Genomic DNA, 17,382 nt, shown 5'->3' with positions numbered 1-17,382 from the left:
CGGCCGGCGCGCGCCACGCTGTTTCAGGGCCGTCATGGGCGAGATCATCGAATCGATAGTGATCGGCGCGGGGCCCGCTGGCCTCACCGCCGCTTATATTCTGGCGAAGCACGGACGCGAGGTTCTCGTCCTCGAGCAGGATGAAGCTTACGTCGGCGGCATCAGCCGCACGGCGAGCTACAAGGGCTTTCTCTTCGACATAGGCGGGCATCGCTTCTTCTCGAAATCCAAAGAGATCGTCGATCTCTGGGACGAAATTCTCCCGCATGATTTCATCGAGCGGCCGCGGCTCTCGCGCATCTATTATCGCGACAAATTCTACGCCTATCCGCTGAAGGCGTTCGAGGCGCTGAAGAATCTCGGCCTTTTCGAGAGCGCGATGTGCATGGCGTCCTTCGCTTTCGCCAAGGCCTTTCCGGTGAAGGAGCCGCGCTCCTTTCATCAATGGGTGCGCAATCAATTCGGCGAGCGGCTCTTCGGCATCTTCTTCAAGACCTATACGGAAAAGGTCTGGGGCATGGGCTGCGACGATATCTCCGCAGATTGGGCGGCGCAGCGCATCAAGGGGCTGAGCCTCGGCGCCGCCATCGTCGATGGATTGCGTCGCTCGCTCAAGCTCGGCAAATCCAGCGGAACGGCGAAGACGCTGATCGAATCCTTTCGCTATCCGCGCCGCGGGCCGGGCATGATGTGGGAAGCCGCCGCGCGCAAAATGCAAAAGCTCGGCGGCCGCCTGCAGATGGGCCGCAAGGTCGAGGCGCTGGCCTATGACGAAGAGAGCGGCCTCTGGACCATCACCGTGCGCAACGCCAGCGGCGAGAGCGAGACTTATCACGCCCGTAATATTCTCTCCTCCGCGCCGCTGCGCGAGGTGATGAATGCGTTGACGCCGACGCCGATCAGCCTCTTCAACGCACGCGCGCTCGCCTATCGCGATTTTCTCACTGTCGTGCTGATCGGACGGCCGCAAAATGAATTCCCCGACAATTGGATTTATATTCATGATCCGTCGGTGAAGGTCGGCCGCGTGCAGAATTTCAAATCCTGGTCGCCCGAGATGATCGCCGATGGCGTCTCCACTTGCCTCGGCCTCGAATATTTCTGTTTCGAGGGCGATGGCCTGTGGAATGCTGACGACGCCGATCTCGTCGCGCTCGCGACGGCGGAGATCGAAAAGATCGGCCTCATGAAGGCGCAGGATGTGCGTGACGCCTGCGTCGTGCGGCAGGCCAAGGCCTATCCCGTCTATGACGATTCCTACGCCGCCAATGTGCAGGCGATACGCCTCGAGCTCATGACGCGTTACCCCGGTCTGCATCTCGTCGGCCGCAACGGCATGCACAAATACAACAACCAGGATCATGCGATGATGACCGGAATGTTGACCGCGCTCAACATCGTCGCCGGCCGCGCGATCTATGACGTCTGGGGCGTGAACGAGGACGCCGAATATTCGGAAGGCGGCGTCTCCGGCGCCGAGCAGGCGCTCGCGAGCGAACGTCTCGTGCCGAAGCGGGTCGCCTGAATGTCGACGCGCCGCGTCTTCGCCGCCGCGCGCTTGCTGCGCGATCTCATCGCCTATGGGCTGGCGAGCGGCGCGGCGCTGGCGCTCGACTATGGCCTGCTTCTGCTTTGTCAAAAGACGCTCGGCCTTCCCTATCTCGTCGCGGCTGCGATCGGGTTTTCCGGCGGGCTAGCGCTCGTCTATGCGCTCAGCGTCGCAATCGTGTTTCGTGATCGCCGCAGCGTGCGGCCGGCGTCGGAATTCTCCGTGTTCTTCGCCATCGGCCTCGCCGGCCTGCTGCTCACCGAGGCGTTGATGTTCATCTTCGTCGGCCGTCTCGGCTTCGATCCCGCCTTTGCGAAAATTCCGACGGCGGGCTGCGTCTTCCTGTTCAATTTCACCGCGCGTCGCGCGCTTTTGTTTTCGGCGCCGACGTCGACGGCGAAGGCCTCCGCGTGACTGCGCTGGCTGGCGAGACGGCGCGCGCCCGCACGCAGACGCGCGGCGAAATTCCGCTTCTCGCCGCCATCGTTCCGGCGCTCGCCGGCGCGGCTCTATTGACGCTGCCCCGCGCGCGCGCCGTGTGGAGCGCGGGCGAATTCTACGATTCCGACGACGCCATGCGCGCCGTGCAGCTGCGCGATCTCCTCGCCGGCCAATCCTGGTTCGATATGACGGCGCGCCGGCTCGATCCGCCGGACGGGCTCTTCATGCATTGGTCGCGCATCGTCGATACGCCGCTCGCCGGGCTCGATCTGTTGTTCAGGCTGTTTTTCGTGCCGGAAATTGCGGAGCGGGCGACGCGGCTCGTCTTTCCTTTCGTCTGCCTGGCTCTGCTGTTCGCGCTCGCGGCTTTCGTCGCGCGCGTGCTCGTCGCGCGCTCGGCGCGCATCGTCGCAGTGTGGCTGGTCTTTCTCTCGGCGCCGATGTTCATGCAATTCACGCCGGGCCGCATCGATCATCATGCGCCGCAGATCATTTTGCTGATGGCGAGCTTCGGCCTCGTCGCGCTCGGTCTCGACGCCAAGCGCCCTCTGGCGCTCGCGGCGGCCGCCGCGCCTTTGGCCTTGTCGCTGGCGATCAGCCTCGAAAATCTGCCCTTCTTCGTCGTGCTGCTCGCGGCGCCGGCGATCCTCTTTCTCGTCGAGGGCGTCGCGGCGTCGCGGCGCCTGCTCCATTTCGCGCTGGGACTGCTGGTCTTCGCGCCGCTGACTTTCGTTGCGACTGTCGCGCCGTCGCGATACGGCCTCTCCGCCTGCGACGCCTATTCGGCCGTTCATATTCGCGCGCTCATTGTCGGCGCGCTCGGTTTCGCCGCGCTCGGCGTTTTTGCGCCGAGTCTCGATACGCTCGCTCGGCGCATAATGGGCCTCGGCCTCGTCGGCGCCGCTGCGCTCGGCGCATTCCTCGCCGGCGCGCCGCAATGCCTCGGCGATCCGCTGGTCGGACTCGATCCGCTGCTGCGCGAACTCTGGCTCTCTCATGTCACAGAGGCCAAGCCGCTGAAGGCGTTTCTCGCCGATCCGGCCTTGCTCGTCTCGACCGCAGCGCCGGTGCTGCTCGGCCTCGTCGCGGCGTTCGTCCTCGCCTGGCGTGCGGAGGGCCTCGTGCGCGGGCGCTGGGCGATGCTCGCGGCGGCGATTCTCATCGGCTTTTGCGCGGCGCTCTGGCAGATTCGCGTCTTTTCTTCCGTCACGCCGCTCGCCATGATCGCGCTCGCCGGCGCGGCGGCCGCCATATCGGCGCGGCTCGCCAGCGTGACGCCGCTGCTGCGCGGCCTCACGGTCGGGTTGCTGTGCCTTTGCGTCTCGCCCATGGGCCTCGCTCTGGCGCTGCAATCGGAGGGCGACGCCGCCCCTCGGGAGACGCGCCGCGCCTGCCTCGAGGCCGGCGCTTTTTCATCGCTCGCTGCGCTGGCGCCGGCGCGTATCGTCGCGCCGGTCGATATTGGCGCGCATATCCTCGCCTTCACGCCGCATTTCGTCTTCGCCGCGCCCTATCATCGCGACAATCGCGGCAATCGCCTCGCGGTGGACGCTTTTCTCGCCGAGCCGGCCGAGGCCGAGCGCCTGCTGCGCGCGGCGGGCGCCGAGCTGCTGCTCTGGTGCGGCGGCGGCGAGACCGGAAACGCCCTCACCGAGCGCGCGCCCCATGGGCTGGCGGCGGCGCTCTCGCGCGGCGAGACGCTCCCCTTTCTCGAGAAAATCCCACTCGAGCGCTCGCCTTTCCATGTTTTCGCCCTGCGTCCCGCGCAATAATATCGAGCGCCGACCCGCCGCGCCCGCCGCAACAGGAAACCCATACAGCCCATGTCCGCTCCGCTGATCGACCGCCGCCGGCTTCTCCTCGCCGCCTCGAGCCTGCCTTTCGCCCGGCCCTCCTTCGCGCAGCCGCCGCAGGGGGCGGAGGAGGATCTGCAAGTGCGGATCGAGAACAAATCCGCGCCCGAGCTTTGCGCCGAGAAGGACAATATCGAGCTCGATTTCGTCTCGCCGCTGGTGCGCCGCATGCGCGTGCAGGCGATCCACCCCTCCTATATCGGCATGATCGGCTCGGACCGCTGGGCGCCGGATTGGACGAGCTGCGATCTTTCGCACGACCCGAAATTCGCCGCCGACGCGCGCCGCCACACTTTTTGGGAGACGCCGGAATTCTGGCTGGTCGGCTATACGTTCCCGTCCTTCTGGCGGCCGAACGACGTGCCCGTGCGGGTCGGCGACCGCGTCGAGACGGGCTTTCATCTCGTCCAGCTGTGGATGACCTATCGCGAGCGCGCGGAGGAAATTCTCGTCTTCTATCCGCCGGACGGCTATTGGCGCGCGCGGCCTCTGCCTTTCGAGGATATGCGCTGGACGGCCTATGGCTCGTCCTTCCTCATCGGCCCGGTGGAGGTGCAGGAGCGCCCTATCGTGGCGCTGAAGGAGATCGTCTTCGATCCCGATACGCGCAGCTTCACTCTGCGTTTCCGCCGCGGCGGCGAGGCGAAGCTGCGCGTCGTCACCATCGATCAGGATCGCATCGTGCTGGACGTCTCCTATAGCGACGCAATGCCGGATGGCCTGCCCTTCGCCTCGCTGCGGTCCATGTACACCACGCAGTCGATGAGCGACGCCGCGCTGGTCGCCTGGCGCGCCAAGCGCGGCATAGGCTGGCAGGAGGCGCCGGTGATCGGCTTTCCGGGCGCGCCGGCGACGGAAATCTGGCTCGGCCGGCACATGCCCTCGCGTCACAATCTCTCGGCGCCGGATATGGTGTTCGGCAAATTCCAATCGACGGCGACGACGGCGGTCAAATGACCGCGCGCCTGCTGTGGCTCGATGTCGCGCGCGGCCTCGCCGTGCTGGCGATGTTCGCCTTTCACTTCGGCTGGGATCTCGGCCATTTCGGCCATATCGATCCCGATATTCCCTATACGCGAGCCTATATGGCTTTCGGCCATGCGGTCGCGGTGAGCTTTCTCTTCATCGCGGGCGTTTCGCTCGCGCTGGCGCATGGGCGCGTCTTTCGCGCCGGCGCCTATTGGCGCAGGCTCGCGCTCGTCATCGGCGCCGCGCTGCTCGTGAGCGCCGCGACCTATGTCGCTTTCCCCGCGAGCTTCGTCTTCTTCGGCATTCTGCATTGCATAGCGGCGGCGAGCCTTCTCGCTCTGCCGTTTCTCGTGCTGCCCTGGCCGGCGGCACTCGTCGCGGGCTTCGCACTCGTCGCCGCCTCGTTTTTCGCGCGCGCGTCTTTCTTCGATGCGCCCTTCTTCTGGTGGACGGGGCTTTCGACCTTCGAGCCACTGACCAATGACTATCGGCCGCTCACGCCTTGGGCGGGGGCGTTGTTCTTCGGCGTCGGCGCGGCCAAGCTCGCGCGCCTCGGCGCCGCGCCTCGTACGGATTCGCGCGGCGGCGCAGCGGCGCTAGGCTTAGCCTTTCTCGGGCGGCACAGCCTCGCGCTCTATCTCGCCCATCAGCCGGTGTTTTTCGCCGGTTTCACGGCGGTCGCCATGCTGTTCGCGCCGGTGCAGAATGCGCGCTTCGAGGAAGCCTGCCGCGCGCAATGCGTCGCCTCGGGAGCGGAAGCGCGGAAATGCGCGACGGCCTGCGATTGCGTGGCGCGTCAGGCGACGCAGGATGGCGCATTGTCTGAGGATACGAGCGAAGACAACCGCCGCCTGCGCCTGGAAGCCATCGCCCGCGTCTGTGTGGCGAAATGATCTATGAGGCTTCGCGTCAGGAAGCGCTCGGCGTCAGGTCGCCGGCGCGAAGCGTTCGGTCGAGAGAACGGAGCAGTTCGCCGACGCGTCCACCGCCCGACGGCGCCGCAGGAAAGCGGCGCAGCACGTCGACGACCTGTGGAGTAGCGCAACGGGCGGGGTGTTGCATCGGATCGGCCTCGAGATCGACAGTGTCGCCCGCCACCAATTCGACGGCTCTGGCCGCATGAGCGGCGGCTCCGAGAATATGCCTGACCTGAGTGGAACGCGCCAAGGGATGAAGATAGGCCGCCGATGACGCGCACATAGCGGCGCGCGCGGCGTGGCTGGCGGCGGGATCATCGGATGCGAGCGCCGCCTTCAGCGCGGCGAGCGCCGCGTCGCGTAGCGCTTTCACTCTCTTGCCGCCTCGCGCGAATGTCCGCGCAGCTTCGATCGCATTTCGCGGACGCGAATCGGCGGGAGAGGATCGTTCGAAAATTTCGAGCGCGGTCACGGCGCATTCGGCGGAAAATCCGGCGATGGCGCGAAGCTCCTCCAGGTCGAGAGGAATCTCGTCCGCCTTCGCCGGTCTATCGCTATCGGGGCGCATCGATCCTCCCGCGATGGAGGCGGGCGGATCTCAATCGTTCGGCGCGAGCATATTCTCCGGCCGCACCAGCGCGTCGAATTCCGCGTCCGTCACCTTGCCCGACTTCAGCGCCTCCTCGCGCAGCGTCGTGCCATTGTGATGCGCGGCGCGGGCGATCTTGGAGGCGGCGTCATAGCCGATCTTGGGCGCCAGCGCCGTCACCAGCATCAGCGAGCGCTCCAGGAAGCTTTTGATATTCGCCTCGTCCGGCTCGATCCCGTCGATGCAGCGGGTGATGAAGCTGTCGATGCCGTCGGCGAGCAATATCGTCGATTCGAGCAGCGCCGCGGCGATGACCGGCTTCAGCACGTTGAGCTCGAGATGGCCCTGCGAAGCGGCGAAGGTGATCGTCGCATTATTGCCGAAGACGCGCGTGCAGACCATGGTCAGCGCTTCGACCTGCGTCGGATTGACTTTGCCCGGCATGATCGACGAGCCCGGCTCGTTCTCCGGCAGCTTCAGCTCGGCGAGGCCGGCGCGTGGGCCGCAGCCGAGCAGGCGAATATCGCAGCCGATCTTGTAGAGCCCCGCCGCGAGCGCATTCAGCGCGCCATGCGCGAAGACCGCCGCGTCATGGGCGGCGAGCGCCTCGAATTTATTCGGCGCCGTCTGGAACGGCAGGCCGGTCTGCGCCGCGATCTTGGTCGCGACCGCCTCGGCGAAACCCTTGTAAGTGTTGACGCCCGTGCCGACGGCGGTGCCGCCCTGGGCGAGCAGGAACAAATCCTCGAGCCCCTGGCGGATGCGCTTGGCGCCGAATTCTGCCTGCGCCGCATAGCCGGAAAATTCCTGGCCGAGCGTGACAGGCGTCGCGTCCTGCAAATGGGTGCGGCCGATCTTGACGATATGCTCGAAGGCCTTGGACTTGGCCGCGAGCGCCGCGTGCAGCCGCTCCACCGCCGGCAGCAGGCGCTGCGAGATGGCGATCGCCGCGGCGACATGGATGGCGGTCGGGAAGCTGTCGTTGGAGGATTGGCCGAGATTGACGTGGTCGTTCGGGTGGACCGGCGCCTTGGCTCCGCGGCCAGCGCCCAGCGCCTCATTGGCGCGATTGGCGATCACCTCATTGACGTTCATGTTCGATTGCGTGCCGGAGCCGGTCTGCCAGACGACCAGCGGGAAATGCTCGTCGAGCTTTCCCTCGATGACGTCGCGCGCCGCGGCGGAAATGGCAGCGGCGACCTCGGGGTTCAGCAGGCCCTTCTCGAGATTGGCCTCGGCGGCGGCGAGCTTCACTCGCGCCAGAGCATGGACGATCTCGATCGGCATGCGGCCGACGCCGATGGGGAAATTCTGCCGCGACCGCTCCGTTTGCGCGCCCCAATAGGCGGAGGCCGGAACCTCTATGTCGCCGAAGGAATCACGTTCGGTTCGGAATTCGGTCGTCTTTTCGGTCATTGGTCTCGCTCGTGGAAAATTTACGCTCGAGCTTCCCTATGGGCCATTTCGGCCCGTCTATCAATCATTGCCGGCGCGCGGCAGAATCGATTGCTCGCCGATGAAATAAGTGTCGCCGATATCGCTCGTGGAGCTCAGCGAGAGAACTTCGGCGAGGCGATTGCGGGCGCGATTGACGCGGCTCTTCATCGTGCCCGGCGCGCAATTGCAGATCGCGGCCGCCTCCTCGTACGAAAGACCCGAGGCCGCGACCAGAATCAGCGCCTCGCGCTGGTCCAGCGGCAGCTTCTGCAGCGCTGTGCGGAAGTCGAGAAAATCCATATGGGCGTTCTGCGCCGGCAGCGACACCAGCCGCGCGGCGATGGCGCCGTCGGGATCGGGCGCCTCGCGGCGGCGCTTGCGATAATCGCTGTAGTGGATATTGCGCAGAATGGTGAACAGCCAGGCCGTGAGATTGGTGCCTTCGGTGAAGGAGGCGAGGCTGCTCCAGGCCTTGACCAGAGTCTCCTGGACGAGGTCGTCGGCGCGATCGGCGTTGCCGCAGAGCGAAACCGCGAATGCGCGCAGATTGGGGATCGCCGCGACGAGATCGGCTTTCGTTCCCCTTCCTCCGGCTTTCGCCGCTTCGGATGTCGGCACTATCCCTCCCCGGGCGTCTTCGACCGCGTCGGGGATATCGGGTCGCTCTCGAGCCGGTTCAAGAGCTCTAGGAAACGATCCGGAATGGGCTGGTTGAGGATGTCGTCATAGAGCCCGCGGAGCTGCTCGCCGATCTGCTCGCCCACATCATTGGCCGTCTCGGCCTCCGGACGCTGGGCCCGCGATGGGCGGCGGGAGTTCAAGACGACGAACCCGTCGCCGACATCCTGCGTCGGCGGACCAGCGATCGGGTCGCTCGTGCTGTCCTCTATCTCTCTTCGGGTTTCGGCTGTGCTCAAGGCGGCGGCAGTGGACTTCCGGCTGCTTTTTACCATCTGCTCCTCGAGAATTCTCGTGAGGCCCAACTCTGGCGAGCGGACGCGGCCGCGCTAGTACTGCATTGCGCCGACCAACTCACAACGCTAATTTTACCAAATAGTTCCCATATATACGGCGACGATTTGACGCAGAGCACGACGCGCCATGATGGCGCGACTTTCGCAACGCGAAACGAGGGACATGATGTCCATTTCTCAGGCGATTCTAAGGCATGTGCCTTATTTGCGGCGTTTCGCCCGCGCCCTGTCGGGCAGCCGTGAAGGCGGCGACGCCTATGTGCTGGCGACTCTCGAAACGGCCGTCGCCGACCCCTCCCGCCTCGTCGCCGACGAGGATCTGAAAATCTCCCTCTATCGGCTGTTTCTGGAAATCTGGACGTCGAGTCCGATCAACGACCATACCGACACGTCCGGCGACGAGGCCGGCGCGCGGCGCAATCTCGACGCCATCTCGCTGCAGCCGCGCATCGCCTTTCTGCTGCATGCGCTCGAGGGCTTCTCGCTCGGCGAGATCGCCCGCGCGCTTTCGGTCTCGGAGGCGCGGGCGGCGGCGTTGATCGACACGGCGAGCTCGGAGATCGCCGGCCAATTGGCCACCGACGTGCTGATCATAGAGGATGAGCCGCTGATCGCGCTGGATCTGCGCGGGCTGGTCGAGGAGCTCGGGCATAAGGTCGTCGCGGTGGCGCGCACCCATAAAGAGGCGGTCGAGACCATATCCAGGACTCCCCCCGGCCTCATTCTGGCCGATATTCAACTGGCGGACGGCAGCTCGGGCCTCGAGGCCGTCAATGAAATACTCGGTTCGCTCTCGACGCCGGTGATCTTCGTGACCGCCTATCCGGAGCGCTTTCTCACCGGAGAGCCGCCGGAGCCGGCCTTCCTGATCGCCAAGCCGTTCAGCGTAGACAGTCTGAAAGCGATCATCAGCCAAGCTTTATTTTTCGACAGACGATCCCATCTCAAATACAATGATAAGCACAAGTGAAGAATTAAACCATAGCTGAGGTAATCGTTCATTTTCGTACGTAAAGACCACAGGCCGAATTGCGGCAAAAAAAACTTCTATCGGCCGCGAATAGAGCGCAACCTTGTCTTGACTCGGGCGTTGACTCCCGGGGGACAAGAGAAGGTAGAAGATATGACGGCGATCCAGGAACCGAAAAAGTCGAACCGTGGCTTTGCTTCGATGGACCCTGAGAAGCAGCGGGCGATCGCGCGCAAGGGCGGCCAGAACGTCCCTGATGAAAAGCGCAGCTTCTCCCAGAACCCCGAGCTCGCGGCCAAGGCCGGACGCAAGGGCGGCCAGAGCGTCGATCCGACGAAGCGGAGCTTTTCCCGCGATCACCAGCTCGCTTCCGAGGCCGGACGCAAGGGAGGTCACGCCTCCCACAGCAAGCCGAGAACAGCCGCGGAGTAATCCGCGGCCCTTCTCTCGCCGTATTTCGCGGCCGGCTGACGTCAGCGGCGCGAGGCCTCAGGCGGCGTGGGGCGTAGAGGTTTGCGCGATGATGGAATAGAGGGCGGAAGCGTCCCGCGTCGCGCGAATCGTCGCGACGATCCCGGGGTCGCGCAGCACACGCGCCGCGCAGGCCAGCGCCTTCAGATGATCGGCGCCGGACGCCTCGGGCGTGACCAGGAGAAAAATCAGATCGACCGGCGCGCCATCGAGCGCGTCGAAGTCGATCGGCCGCTCGAGCCGCGCGAAAATCCCGAAGATCGACTTGATTCGCGCGAGCTTGCCGTGCGGAATGGCGACGCCGTCGCCTATGCCGGTGGAGCCGAGGCGCTCGCGCTGCAGCAGCGCGTCGAAGATCTCGCGGGCGGGCAGGCCGGAAATTTCCGCCGCCTTCTCGCTGAGCTCCTGAAGCGCCTGCTTCTTGTTGTTCGCCTTGAGCGCGGGAAGAACCGCTTCGGTGGAGAGCAAATCCGCGAGCCGCATGTGGCGTCTATCCCATTCGAGGCCTGGTCTGGGCCGAGCTCCGTCGCCGCGCGAATCGCGGCGCGCGAGGTCCGAGTTCATCAAAGGATGCACCGCGTCTTGCCGTTGCGACGCCACCCGTTGCGGCGCTCTACGCCGTTCTTCGGGGCGGTGGGCGAACTCCAGTCGCGCATAATGAGCATAGCAGCCCTCACAGCTGTCGCACCTGTTCTAAAGGCAAGATATGTGCCGTCTTATTCGCCGCCCGGCGCGTCGATCCAACCGATATGGTCGTCGCCGCGTCGATAGACAACATTGAGCCGACCTGTGTCGGCGTTGCGGAAAACAATGACCGGCGCGCCGGAAAGATCGAGGTCCAGCACCGCGGCCGAGACCGACAGTCGACGCAGCCGGGAGGTCGACTCGGCGACGATCGTCGGCGCGTATTCCTTGGGCGCGTCCTGCTCCTGATCGAGCGCCTCGAGCACATAGCTCTGCGCCACCTCGCCCTCGCTTTCGCGCGTGACGGGGTGATGATCCTTCAGCCGGCTCTTGTAGCGCCGCAGACGTTTCTCGATTCGGTCGGCGGCCTGATCGAAAGAGGCGTAGGGCTCCTGGGCGCGGCCGTCGGCCTGAACATCGACGCCCGAGGCGAGATGCAGGCTGCAATCGGCGCGAAAACCCGATCCTTCCGGCGAGATCGTCACATGACCGCTGACCTCGCCGTCGAAGAATTTCCCGGCGGCGGTCGTCAACCGCTCGACGACATGGGTCCGCAAGGCTTCGCCGATGTTGATGTTCTTGCCGGACACTCGCAGCGACATGTCGGGTCTGCCTCGTCCATTCGAGCGCTCGCGACGGGCGCAGAAGCGCATTCCTCGAAAAATCTCATGATGGTCTCGGGAGCGTCGGTTTCGACCGTCCCCCCACGGTCCTCGCCACGACGCCGGCGAATTTCTCGGCCGCGCGCCCGAGCGTCATTCTTGCCGTTCGAACGTGGCGGAAGACGGGCCGACGTCGCTTTTGCGCGCCCCCCCGCTTCGGCGACAGGCTCTAAGTGTCCCGGCCAGCGAAGTCAATGGGAGAGCGTTTTGCTCATTCCTGCGGCGCCTGGGCGCCTCCGAGTTGGTACGGACCCGCCTCCAAAAGAGACGATCAGAGCGCCGGGGCGCTTTCCCGAGCCATCGCCTGTTTCGCGCGGCGGCGGTCGACCGAGGAGGGAATGCGCAGGCTGTCGCGATATTTGGCGACGGTGCGCCGGGCGATGTCGATGTCGATCTCTTTGAGGCGCGCGACGATGGCGTCGTCCGAGAGCACGTCGAAAGGGCTCTCCTTGTCGATCATCTGCTTGATTTTGTAGCGCACCGCCTCGGCCGAATGGGCTTCGCCGCCGCTCGTCGTGGCGATGGAGGCCGAGAAGAAATATTTGAGCTCGAATATGCCGCGCGGCGTCATCATATATTTGTTCGAGGTGACGCGGGAGACGGTCGACTCGTGCATGCCGATGGCGTCGGCGATGGTGCGCAGATTGAGCGGCCGCAAATGCTCGACGCCTTTGGCGAGGAAGGCGTCCTGCAGCCGCACGATCTCGGAGGCGACCTTCAGAATGGTGCGCGAGCGCTGCTCGAGGCTCTTGGTCAGCCAATTGGCGTTCTGCAGGCAGCTCGAGATGAAGGTCTTGTCGCCGTCGCGCTTGGCGCCGGCGCTCACCCGCGCGGCATAGGAGTGGTTGACCAGCACGCGCGGCAGCGCATCCGAGTTGAGCTCCACCATCCAGCTGCCGTCGGACGCCGGCCGCACGATGACGTCGGCGACGAGCGGCTGGATCGGCGCGCCGCCGAAGGCGCGGCCGGGCTTGGGGTCGAGACGGCGAACCTCCGCCGCCATATCGGCTATGTCGTCCTCGTCGACGCCGCAGAGGCGCGCGAGAGCGGGGAAATCGCGCTTGGCGAGCAGCGGCAGATTGGCGATGAATATCTGCATCGCCGGATCGAAGCGGTCGCGCTCGCGTAGTTGAATCGCGAGACATTCCTGCAAATCGCGCGCGGCGACGCCGGACGGGTCGAAGCTCTGGATCGTCGCCAGCACGGCCGCGGCGCGCACCGGATCGGCGTCGAGCCGCAGAGCGATCTCGTTGATGTCTTCGCGCAGATAGCCGGTCTCGTCGATCGCGTCGATGATGGCGTGGCCGATCAGCCGGTCACGCGCATCGGCGGAGGCGAGGGCGAGCTGCTCGGCGAGATGATCGTGGAGGCTGGCGTCGGCGGCGACATAGGCCTCGAGATTGGGCGTCTCGCCATCGCTCCCGGCGCCGCTCGCGCCGGTCCAGGAATTGGCCGAGAGACCCGCGCCCTCCAGCGAGCCGGAGGAGTCGACCGCCACGCTGCGTGGGCCCTCGAGCTCGAAAGCGTTGCCGATCTCCGTGCCGAGCTCGGCGGCGAGCTGGCCGGCGTCGACGGCGAGGCTGTCCTGCGCCCAATCGCCCTCGCGCGGCTCGCCGACCCCGTCGAAACCCGCGTCGCCGCCATCGCCATCGCCTTCGCCGCGCTCTGGATGCAGATCGGGAATATCGTCGGATTCGACCGCCTCGAGCAGCGGGTTGCGCTCGAGCTCCTCATGTAGGAATGCGGAAAGCTCGAGATTGGAGAATTGCAGGAGCTTGATGGCCTGCAGGAGCTGGGGCGTCATCACCAGGGCTTGGCCCTGACGCATCATCAGTTTGGTGGAAATAGCCATTTTCCGCCTACTCGAAACTTTCTGCCGTCGCGCACAGCCGCGAGCCGGCGCAATGGCCGCTCTCGGCCTGTTTTTTGCTTATAGCACGGGGAGGAGTTAGGCGCAGGACCAATTATTCGGCGCCCATCGGAAAATCCGCCTAGCGGTTAATCGCAGCGACGCTTCCGGTCCGAAATCACATCCTGAAATCTTCGCCGAGATAGATTCGCCGCACATCGGGATGGGCGACGATCTCCTCGGGCGTTCCTTCGGTCAAAACATGGCCGTTGTAGATGATGTAGGCGCGGTCGGTGAGGCCCAAAGTCTCGCGCACGCTATGGTCGGTGATCAGCACGCCTATGCCGCGCGCCTTGAGATGGCGCACGAGATCCTGAATGCCGCCGACAGCGATGGGATCTATGCCGGCGAAGGGTTCGTCCAGCAGCATGAAAGACGGGCGCCCGGCGAGCGCGCGGGCGATCTCGCAGCGTCGCCGCTCGCCGCCGGAGAGCGCCACCGCCGGCGTGCGGCGCAGGCGTTCGAGCTTGAACTCCTCCAGCAGCGCGTCGAGCTCCTGCTCCCGCAGGCGTTTGTCGGGCTGGGTGATCTCCAGCACGGCGCGAATATTGTCCTCGACCGTGAGGCCGCGGAAGATCGACGCCTCCTGCGGCAGATAGCCGATGCCGAGCCGCGCGCGCCGATACATGGGCAGGCCGGTGACGTCATAGCCGTCGAGCGCGATGACGCCGCGGTCCGGCTTCACCAGCCCGGTGATCATGTAGAAAACCGTGGTCTTGCCGGCGCCGTTGGGGCCGAGCAATCCGACCGCCTCGCCCCGCGCCACATGCAGGCTCACATCCTCCACGACGCGGCGCGTTTTATAGGCCTTGGCGAGATGCTGGATCGACAGCACGCCCTTGTGCGCGGCGGCGGCGGCTTCCTCCTCGCCCGCATAGGCCTCTTCGCCCGAAGAAGCGAAATCGGAGGCGGGCTCCCCGGCGCCTAAATTTTCGGCGCCGTCTCCATTCCAGGCGTCGATTTGGCCGGCGTAACGCGCCGAAGACCCTCGATCGGCGCGTGGCCGGCGCAGGCGCAGGCGTTCCGCGATCCGGGTCAGCAGGCCGGATCGTTCGGTGTCGCTCGCGGATGGGTAGGATCGGAAGCTCAAGCCTGGACGCCCTGCACGAGAGAGACGGAACGCGAAGATCGCGCGCCGCTCGCTGCGATCCTATGCCTCCACGACGAAAAACCCTCGTTACTTTTTTGCAATACGGGAAACCGCGATCAGGCCCAGGGCCGGGCGGCCGCCGATTTCGCCTCGAAGGCGTCGATCGCGGGTCGCTTCTGCAGCGTGAGGCCGATATCGTCCAGGCCCTCGAGCAGGCAGTGCTTGCGGAACGGGTCGATGTCGAATTTCACGACGCCGCCGTCCGGGCCGCGGATTTCCTGGGCGGCGAGGTCGATCGTCAGCGTGGCGTTGGCGCCGCGCGTGGCGTCGTCCATGAGCTTGTCGAGATCGGCCTGCTCGACCTTGATCGGCAGAATGCCGTTCTTGAAGCAGTTGTTATAGAAGATGTCGGCGAAGCTCGTGGAGATCACCGCCCTCACGCCGAAGTCGAGCAGCGCCCAGGGGGCGTGCTCGCGCGACGAGCCGCAGCCGAAATTATCGCCCGCCACCAAAATTTTGGCGTTGCGATAGGCGGGCTTGTTGAGCACGAAATCGGGATTGTCCGAGCCGTCGTCCCGATACCGCATCTCCGAGAAGAGACCCTTGCCGAGGCCGGTGCGGGCGATCGTCTTCAGATATTGCTTGGGGATGATCATGTCGGTGTCGATGTTCATGATCGGCATCGGCGCGGCGACGCCGGTCAGCGAGACGAATTTTTCCATTCTTGTGTCCTCGGCGGCATCGGGCGCGGCGAAACTCCGCGCCCTTTACCAAATCGGCGGAGAAGGCGCAAAGCGGCGCCGCTCAGCCTTCGGTCAGCGGCAGCAGAATATCCGCGTACCAGGCGCAATTGAGGCCGAGCGCCTCGTCCTGCTGGGCGTCGCGGCCGACGTCGAGCCGCGCCGAATGGACGCCGAGCAGCGTCCAGGGCAGATCGCCCTGGCCCGCCTCCAGCGCCGGCACGCGGGCGACGACGGGCGCGCCGCTCGCGCCGCGATGAGTGCGGGCGTCGGTCAGAAAATAACCCTGGCCCTGAAAGCGCAGGCCGAAGGAGGAGGCGACGACGCCCTGCCGCGCCACCGGCATATGATGCAGCGTGTCGTGGAAGCCGAGCGGAAAGCCGAGGATCAGCACAGAGGAGCCGATCTCGACCTGATCGAAGCCGCCGGGAAGATTCGCGGGGGTGAAGGCCCGATAGATGGTCGGCTCCGGCAGCGCCTGTCGCTCGATCTCGATCGCCGCCACATCCACCTCGCCGCCGGCGTCGACGCCCTGGCGCCAGACGCTCTTGCCGTCTTCGTAGAGCGGAATCGAGAAGCCGGTCGATTTGGCCATATTCTGCGCGTCATTGTGCAGCTCGATCTCGATGCGGTCGGGAAAATGCCCGCTCGCCGAATCGCTCAGCACATGGCGGCTCGTCACCAGAAACAGCCGCTCGCCGCGCTCGAAGAAGAAGCCGCTGGCGTTGGTCAGCGGAGCTCGGCCGACGAAGGTGCAGACGCGCGCGGTGGTGAGAAGCAATGGTTCGATCGTCATCGGCCGGCCTTTTCCCCCACCGGAGACCCTTTCTCCCCCACGGGAGACTTTCCCCCGTCGGAGACATGGCTGCTCCGCTCGGTCCCGGCAAGTTCGGGCCGGACCGCCAGCTCAAGGCCCGTGATAGTCTGGATCGGGCCGCGCGGCCAGAATGCTCGCGACGATGGGCATGGGATTGTTCAGCAGGCGGAAGCGGCCGAAGCCCGCTTTTTTCGCGAGCTTCTGCAACTCGGTCACGGTGCGCGGCTCGCCGCGGCCCATGGCCAGCGTGTAGAAGCCGTAATAGGCGTCGAGCGGCTCCGCCCCCTCGACGCCAGACATGGCCTCGATGATGAGCAGCGTCCCGTCGCGCGGCAGGGCGCGGCGCACATTGCGCAACAGCTCCAGCGCGGAGGCGTCGTCATGATCATGGACGATGCGAATCAGCGTGATCACATCCGCGCCCTTGGGCAGCGGATCGGCGAGGAAATTGCCGGAGAAATAGCTCGTCCGTTTCGTCAGTCCCGCTTCGTCGAGCCGGGCGCGGGCGCGCTCCACGACGGCCGGCAGATCGAAGAGCATCAGCTGCAGCCTCGGCGCGCGCGCCGCCGCCGCGGCGAGAAAGGCGCCTTCCCCGCCGCCTACGTCGAGCAAGCGCTTGTGGCGACGAATGGGGTAGACGTCGAGCAGCTCCTGCGCGACCAGCGGCTGCGAGGCGGCCATCAGCGCGCTATAGGGCGCGACCTCCTCGGCGGAGAGCTCGGCCGGATTTTCGGCGGCCGAATAGGGCCAATAATCGGCGAGCCGCGGCTCGGCGGCTTCGTCGCCCCGCAGCAGAGCCACAGGATCGGCGAGATCGGCGTAGAGCATGGGCTGATGCGCGACCAGCGAGAGCGCCGCTCTATTGCCGATGAGCGCCGCGCCGAGCTCGCCGAGGCCGAAGCGCCCCTTGCCGCGCCGCTCCACCAGGCCGAGCGAGGCGGCGGCGTCGAGCAGCCGCGCCGCGGCCTCGGTCGAGAGCTCGAGGCTTTTTGCGACCTGCTCCACATCGCGCGGTTGCTCGAGCAGCAGCTCCAATAGCTTCAGCCGCACGCAGGCGAGCAGCACCTGCGAATAGACGAAGCCGGCGCAAAGATCGAGCATGTCCCGCGCGCGCCGTCGCGCCTTCGCGCGGGTCAGCGGATGCGCGGCCGCGAGGCGCTGGAAGCGCGGGCTCGACACCAGCCGATCCCGGAGCCGCCGCAGCCTGTCCCGAAAGAACTGCCCCATATGCGGCCCCTCCGCCATGCATAGATAATCCGCTCCTAGCCCAAAAGCGGCGACTCGCAAACGTCGATTATCCCTGGCTCGGG

General features: G+C 65.6%; 18 protein-coding genes. 7 read left to right on the top strand and 11 right to left on the bottom strand.

Going from position 1 to position 17,382, the window contains the following annotated elements; translation table 11 throughout:
- Positions 1 to 34 precede the first annotated feature (34 nt).
- Genes IY145_RS09410 through IY145_RS09390 form a run of 5 tightly spaced genes read left to right on the top strand, consistent with a single transcriptional unit; the run spans position 35 to position 5,705 of the window.
- On the top strand, positions 35 to 1,525 hold the full coding sequence (locus IY145_RS09410; protein WP_196407973.1) for an NAD(P)/FAD-dependent oxidoreductase: 1,491 nt from the start codon (positions 35 to 37) through the stop codon (positions 1,523 to 1,525).
- Positions 1,526 to 1,963, top strand: a complete 438-nt coding sequence (locus IY145_RS09405) for a GtrA family protein (protein WP_196407972.1) — start codon at positions 1,526 to 1,528, stop codon at positions 1,961 to 1,963.
- A complete protein-coding gene (locus IY145_RS09400; RefSeq protein WP_196407971.1) occupies positions 1,960 to 3,762 on the top strand; it encodes a hypothetical protein in 1,803 nt (600 codons plus the stop codon). Before IY145_RS09405 ends, IY145_RS09400 begins: the two co-directional genes overlap by 4 nt.
- A 51-nt stretch (positions 3,763 to 3,813) precedes the next feature.
- A complete protein-coding gene (locus IY145_RS09395; protein WP_196407970.1) occupies positions 3,814 to 4,800 on the top strand; it encodes a hypothetical protein in 987 nt (328 codons plus the stop codon).
- Entirely contained in the window at positions 4,797 to 5,705 is a 909-nt protein-coding gene (locus IY145_RS09390) for a heparan-alpha-glucosaminide N-acetyltransferase (RefSeq protein WP_196407969.1), read from the top strand. The genes IY145_RS09395 and IY145_RS09390 overlap by 4 nt, the downstream gene beginning before the upstream one ends.
- Positions 5,706 to 5,721: 16 nt before the next feature.
- On the opposite strand, the gene IY145_RS09385 is transcribed toward IY145_RS09390, so the two are convergent.
- The 4 genes from IY145_RS09385 to IY145_RS09370 are packed head-to-tail and all read right to left on the bottom strand — an operon-like array spanning position 5,722 to position 8,738.
- Positions 5,722 to 6,297 (bottom strand): putative immunity protein, encoded by a 576-nt coding sequence (locus IY145_RS09385; protein WP_196407968.1) that lies wholly within the window; start codon positions 6,295 to 6,297, stop codon positions 5,722 to 5,724.
- Positions 6,298 to 6,327: 30 nt separating this feature from the next.
- Entirely contained in the window at positions 6,328 to 7,734 is a 1,407-nt protein-coding gene (fumC, locus tag IY145_RS09380; RefSeq protein ID WP_196407967.1) for a class II fumarate hydratase, read from the bottom strand.
- Positions 7,735 to 7,794: 60 nt separating this feature from the next.
- Positions 7,795 to 8,373, bottom strand: coding sequence for a sigma-70 family RNA polymerase sigma factor (locus IY145_RS09375; RefSeq protein WP_196407966.1), 579 nt, complete (start codon positions 8,371 to 8,373; stop codon positions 7,795 to 7,797).
- Positions 8,373 to 8,738: a NepR family anti-sigma factor gene (locus IY145_RS09370; RefSeq protein ID WP_246721904.1), complete on the bottom strand. Its 366-nt coding sequence runs from the start codon at positions 8,736 to 8,738 to the stop codon at positions 8,373 to 8,375. Before IY145_RS09370 ends, IY145_RS09375 begins: the two co-directional genes overlap by 1 nt.
- 157 nt (positions 8,739 to 8,895) lie before the next feature.
- Here IY145_RS09370 and IY145_RS09365 point away from each other — a divergent pair, with 157 nt between their 5' ends.
- Together IY145_RS09365 and IY145_RS09360 are read left to right on the top strand one after the other, a co-directional pair.
- On the top strand, positions 8,896 to 9,699 hold the full coding sequence (locus IY145_RS09365; protein WP_196410474.1) for a response regulator: 804 nt from the start codon (positions 8,896 to 8,898) through the stop codon (positions 9,697 to 9,699).
- Between the two features lie 153 nt (positions 9,700 to 9,852).
- Positions 9,853 to 10,131 carry a general stress protein gene (locus tag IY145_RS09360; RefSeq protein ID WP_026191564.1) on the top strand — a complete coding sequence of 93 codons (279 nt, stop codon included), beginning with the start codon at positions 9,853 to 9,855 and terminating at the stop codon, positions 10,129 to 10,131.
- A 57-nt stretch (positions 10,132 to 10,188) separates the two neighbouring features.
- Here the strand turns inward: IY145_RS09360 and ptsN are convergent, their stop codons facing one another.
- From ptsN to IY145_RS09325, 7 genes are all read right to left on the bottom strand, one after another.
- The gene (gene ptsN, locus IY145_RS09355) at positions 10,189 to 10,653 is read right to left on the bottom strand and encodes a PTS IIA-like nitrogen regulatory protein PtsN (RefSeq protein WP_196407965.1); all 465 of its coding nucleotides are present in this window, start codon (positions 10,651 to 10,653) and stop codon (positions 10,189 to 10,191) included.
- 233 nt (positions 10,654 to 10,886) lie between these two features.
- The gene (gene hpf, locus IY145_RS09350; protein ID WP_196407964.1) at positions 10,887 to 11,456 is read right to left on the bottom strand and encodes a ribosome hibernation-promoting factor, HPF/YfiA family; all 570 of its coding nucleotides are present in this window, start codon (positions 11,454 to 11,456) and stop codon (positions 10,887 to 10,889) included.
- Between the two features lie 331 nt (positions 11,457 to 11,787).
- Positions 11,788 to 13,368, bottom strand: coding sequence for an RNA polymerase factor sigma-54 (gene rpoN, locus IY145_RS09345; RefSeq protein ID WP_196407963.1), 1,581 nt, complete (start codon positions 13,366 to 13,368; stop codon positions 11,788 to 11,790).
- Positions 13,369 to 13,543: 175 nt separating this feature from the next.
- Complete coding sequence (lptB, locus tag IY145_RS09340) at positions 13,544 to 14,464, bottom strand: LPS export ABC transporter ATP-binding protein (protein WP_196410473.1); 921 nt, start codon at positions 14,462 to 14,464, stop codon at positions 13,544 to 13,546.
- A 167-nt stretch (positions 14,465 to 14,631) separates the two neighbouring features.
- Positions 14,632 to 15,237 (bottom strand): 3-isopropylmalate dehydratase small subunit, encoded by a 606-nt coding sequence (gene leuD / locus IY145_RS09335; protein WP_196407962.1) that lies wholly within the window; start codon positions 15,235 to 15,237, stop codon positions 14,632 to 14,634.
- 82 nt (positions 15,238 to 15,319) lie between these two features.
- Positions 15,320 to 16,051: a serine protease gene (locus IY145_RS09330; protein ID WP_196407961.1), complete on the bottom strand. Its 732-nt coding sequence runs from the start codon at positions 16,049 to 16,051 to the stop codon at positions 15,320 to 15,322.
- 111 nt (positions 16,052 to 16,162) lie between these two features.
- Positions 16,163 to 17,299: a methyltransferase gene (locus IY145_RS09325; protein WP_196407960.1), complete on the bottom strand. Its 1,137-nt coding sequence runs from the start codon at positions 17,297 to 17,299 to the stop codon at positions 16,163 to 16,165.
- Positions 17,300 to 17,382: the final 83 nt, after the last annotated feature.

This window comes from Methylosinus sp. H3A (assembly GCF_015709455.1).
Taxonomy (GTDB): Bacteria; Pseudomonadota; Alphaproteobacteria; order Rhizobiales; family Beijerinckiaceae; genus Methylosinus.
The sequence above is the reverse complement of the archived record's forward strand: the minus strand, read 5'-3'. Positions and strand labels throughout refer to the sequence as shown.

Excerpts from the sequence above, each read along its gene's own strand:
- IY145_RS09410 (WP_196407973.1), top strand. The coding sequence starts at position 35 with ATGGGCGAGATCATCGAATCGATAGTGATCGGCGCGGGGCCCGCTGGC.
- IY145_RS09405 (WP_196407972.1), top strand. The coding sequence starts at position 1,526 with ATGTCGACGCGCCGCGTCTTCGCCGCCGCGCGCTTGCTGCGCGATCTC.
- IY145_RS09395 (WP_196407970.1), top strand. The coding sequence starts at position 3,814 with ATGTCCGCTCCGCTGATCGACCGCCGCCGGCTTCTCCTCGCCGCCTCG.
- IY145_RS09390 (WP_196407969.1), top strand. The coding sequence starts at position 4,797 with ATGACCGCGCGCCTGCTGTGGCTCGATGTCGCGCGCGGCCTCGCCGTG.
- IY145_RS09385 (WP_196407968.1), bottom strand. The coding sequence starts at position 6,297 with ATGCGCCCCGATAGCGATAGACCGGCGAAGGCGGACGAGATTCCTCTC.
- fumC (WP_196407967.1), bottom strand. The coding sequence starts at position 7,734 with ATGACCGAAAAGACGACCGAATTCCGAACCGAACGTGATTCCTTCGGC.
- IY145_RS09365 (WP_196410474.1), top strand. The coding sequence starts at position 8,896 with ATGTCCATTTCTCAGGCGATTCTAAGGCATGTGCCTTATTTGCGGCGT.
- IY145_RS09360 (WP_026191564.1), top strand. The coding sequence starts at position 9,853 with ATGACGGCGATCCAGGAACCGAAAAAGTCGAACCGTGGCTTTGCTTCG.
- ptsN (WP_196407965.1), bottom strand. The coding sequence starts at position 10,653 with ATGCGGCTCGCGGATTTGCTCTCCACCGAAGCGGTTCTTCCCGCGCTC.
- hpf (WP_196407964.1), bottom strand. The coding sequence starts at position 11,456 with ATGTCGCTGCGAGTGTCCGGCAAGAACATCAACATCGGCGAAGCCTTG.
- rpoN (WP_196407963.1), bottom strand. The coding sequence starts at position 13,368 with ATGGCTATTTCCACCAAACTGATGATGCGTCAGGGCCAAGCCCTGGTG.
- leuD (WP_196407962.1), bottom strand. The coding sequence starts at position 15,237 with ATGGAAAAATTCGTCTCGCTGACCGGCGTCGCCGCGCCGATGCCGATC.
- IY145_RS09330 (WP_196407961.1), bottom strand. The coding sequence starts at position 16,051 with ATGACGATCGAACCATTGCTTCTCACCACCGCGCGCGTCTGCACCTTC.
- IY145_RS09325 (WP_196407960.1), bottom strand. The coding sequence starts at position 17,299 with ATGGGGCAGTTCTTTCGGGACAGGCTGCGGCGGCTCCGGGATCGGCTG.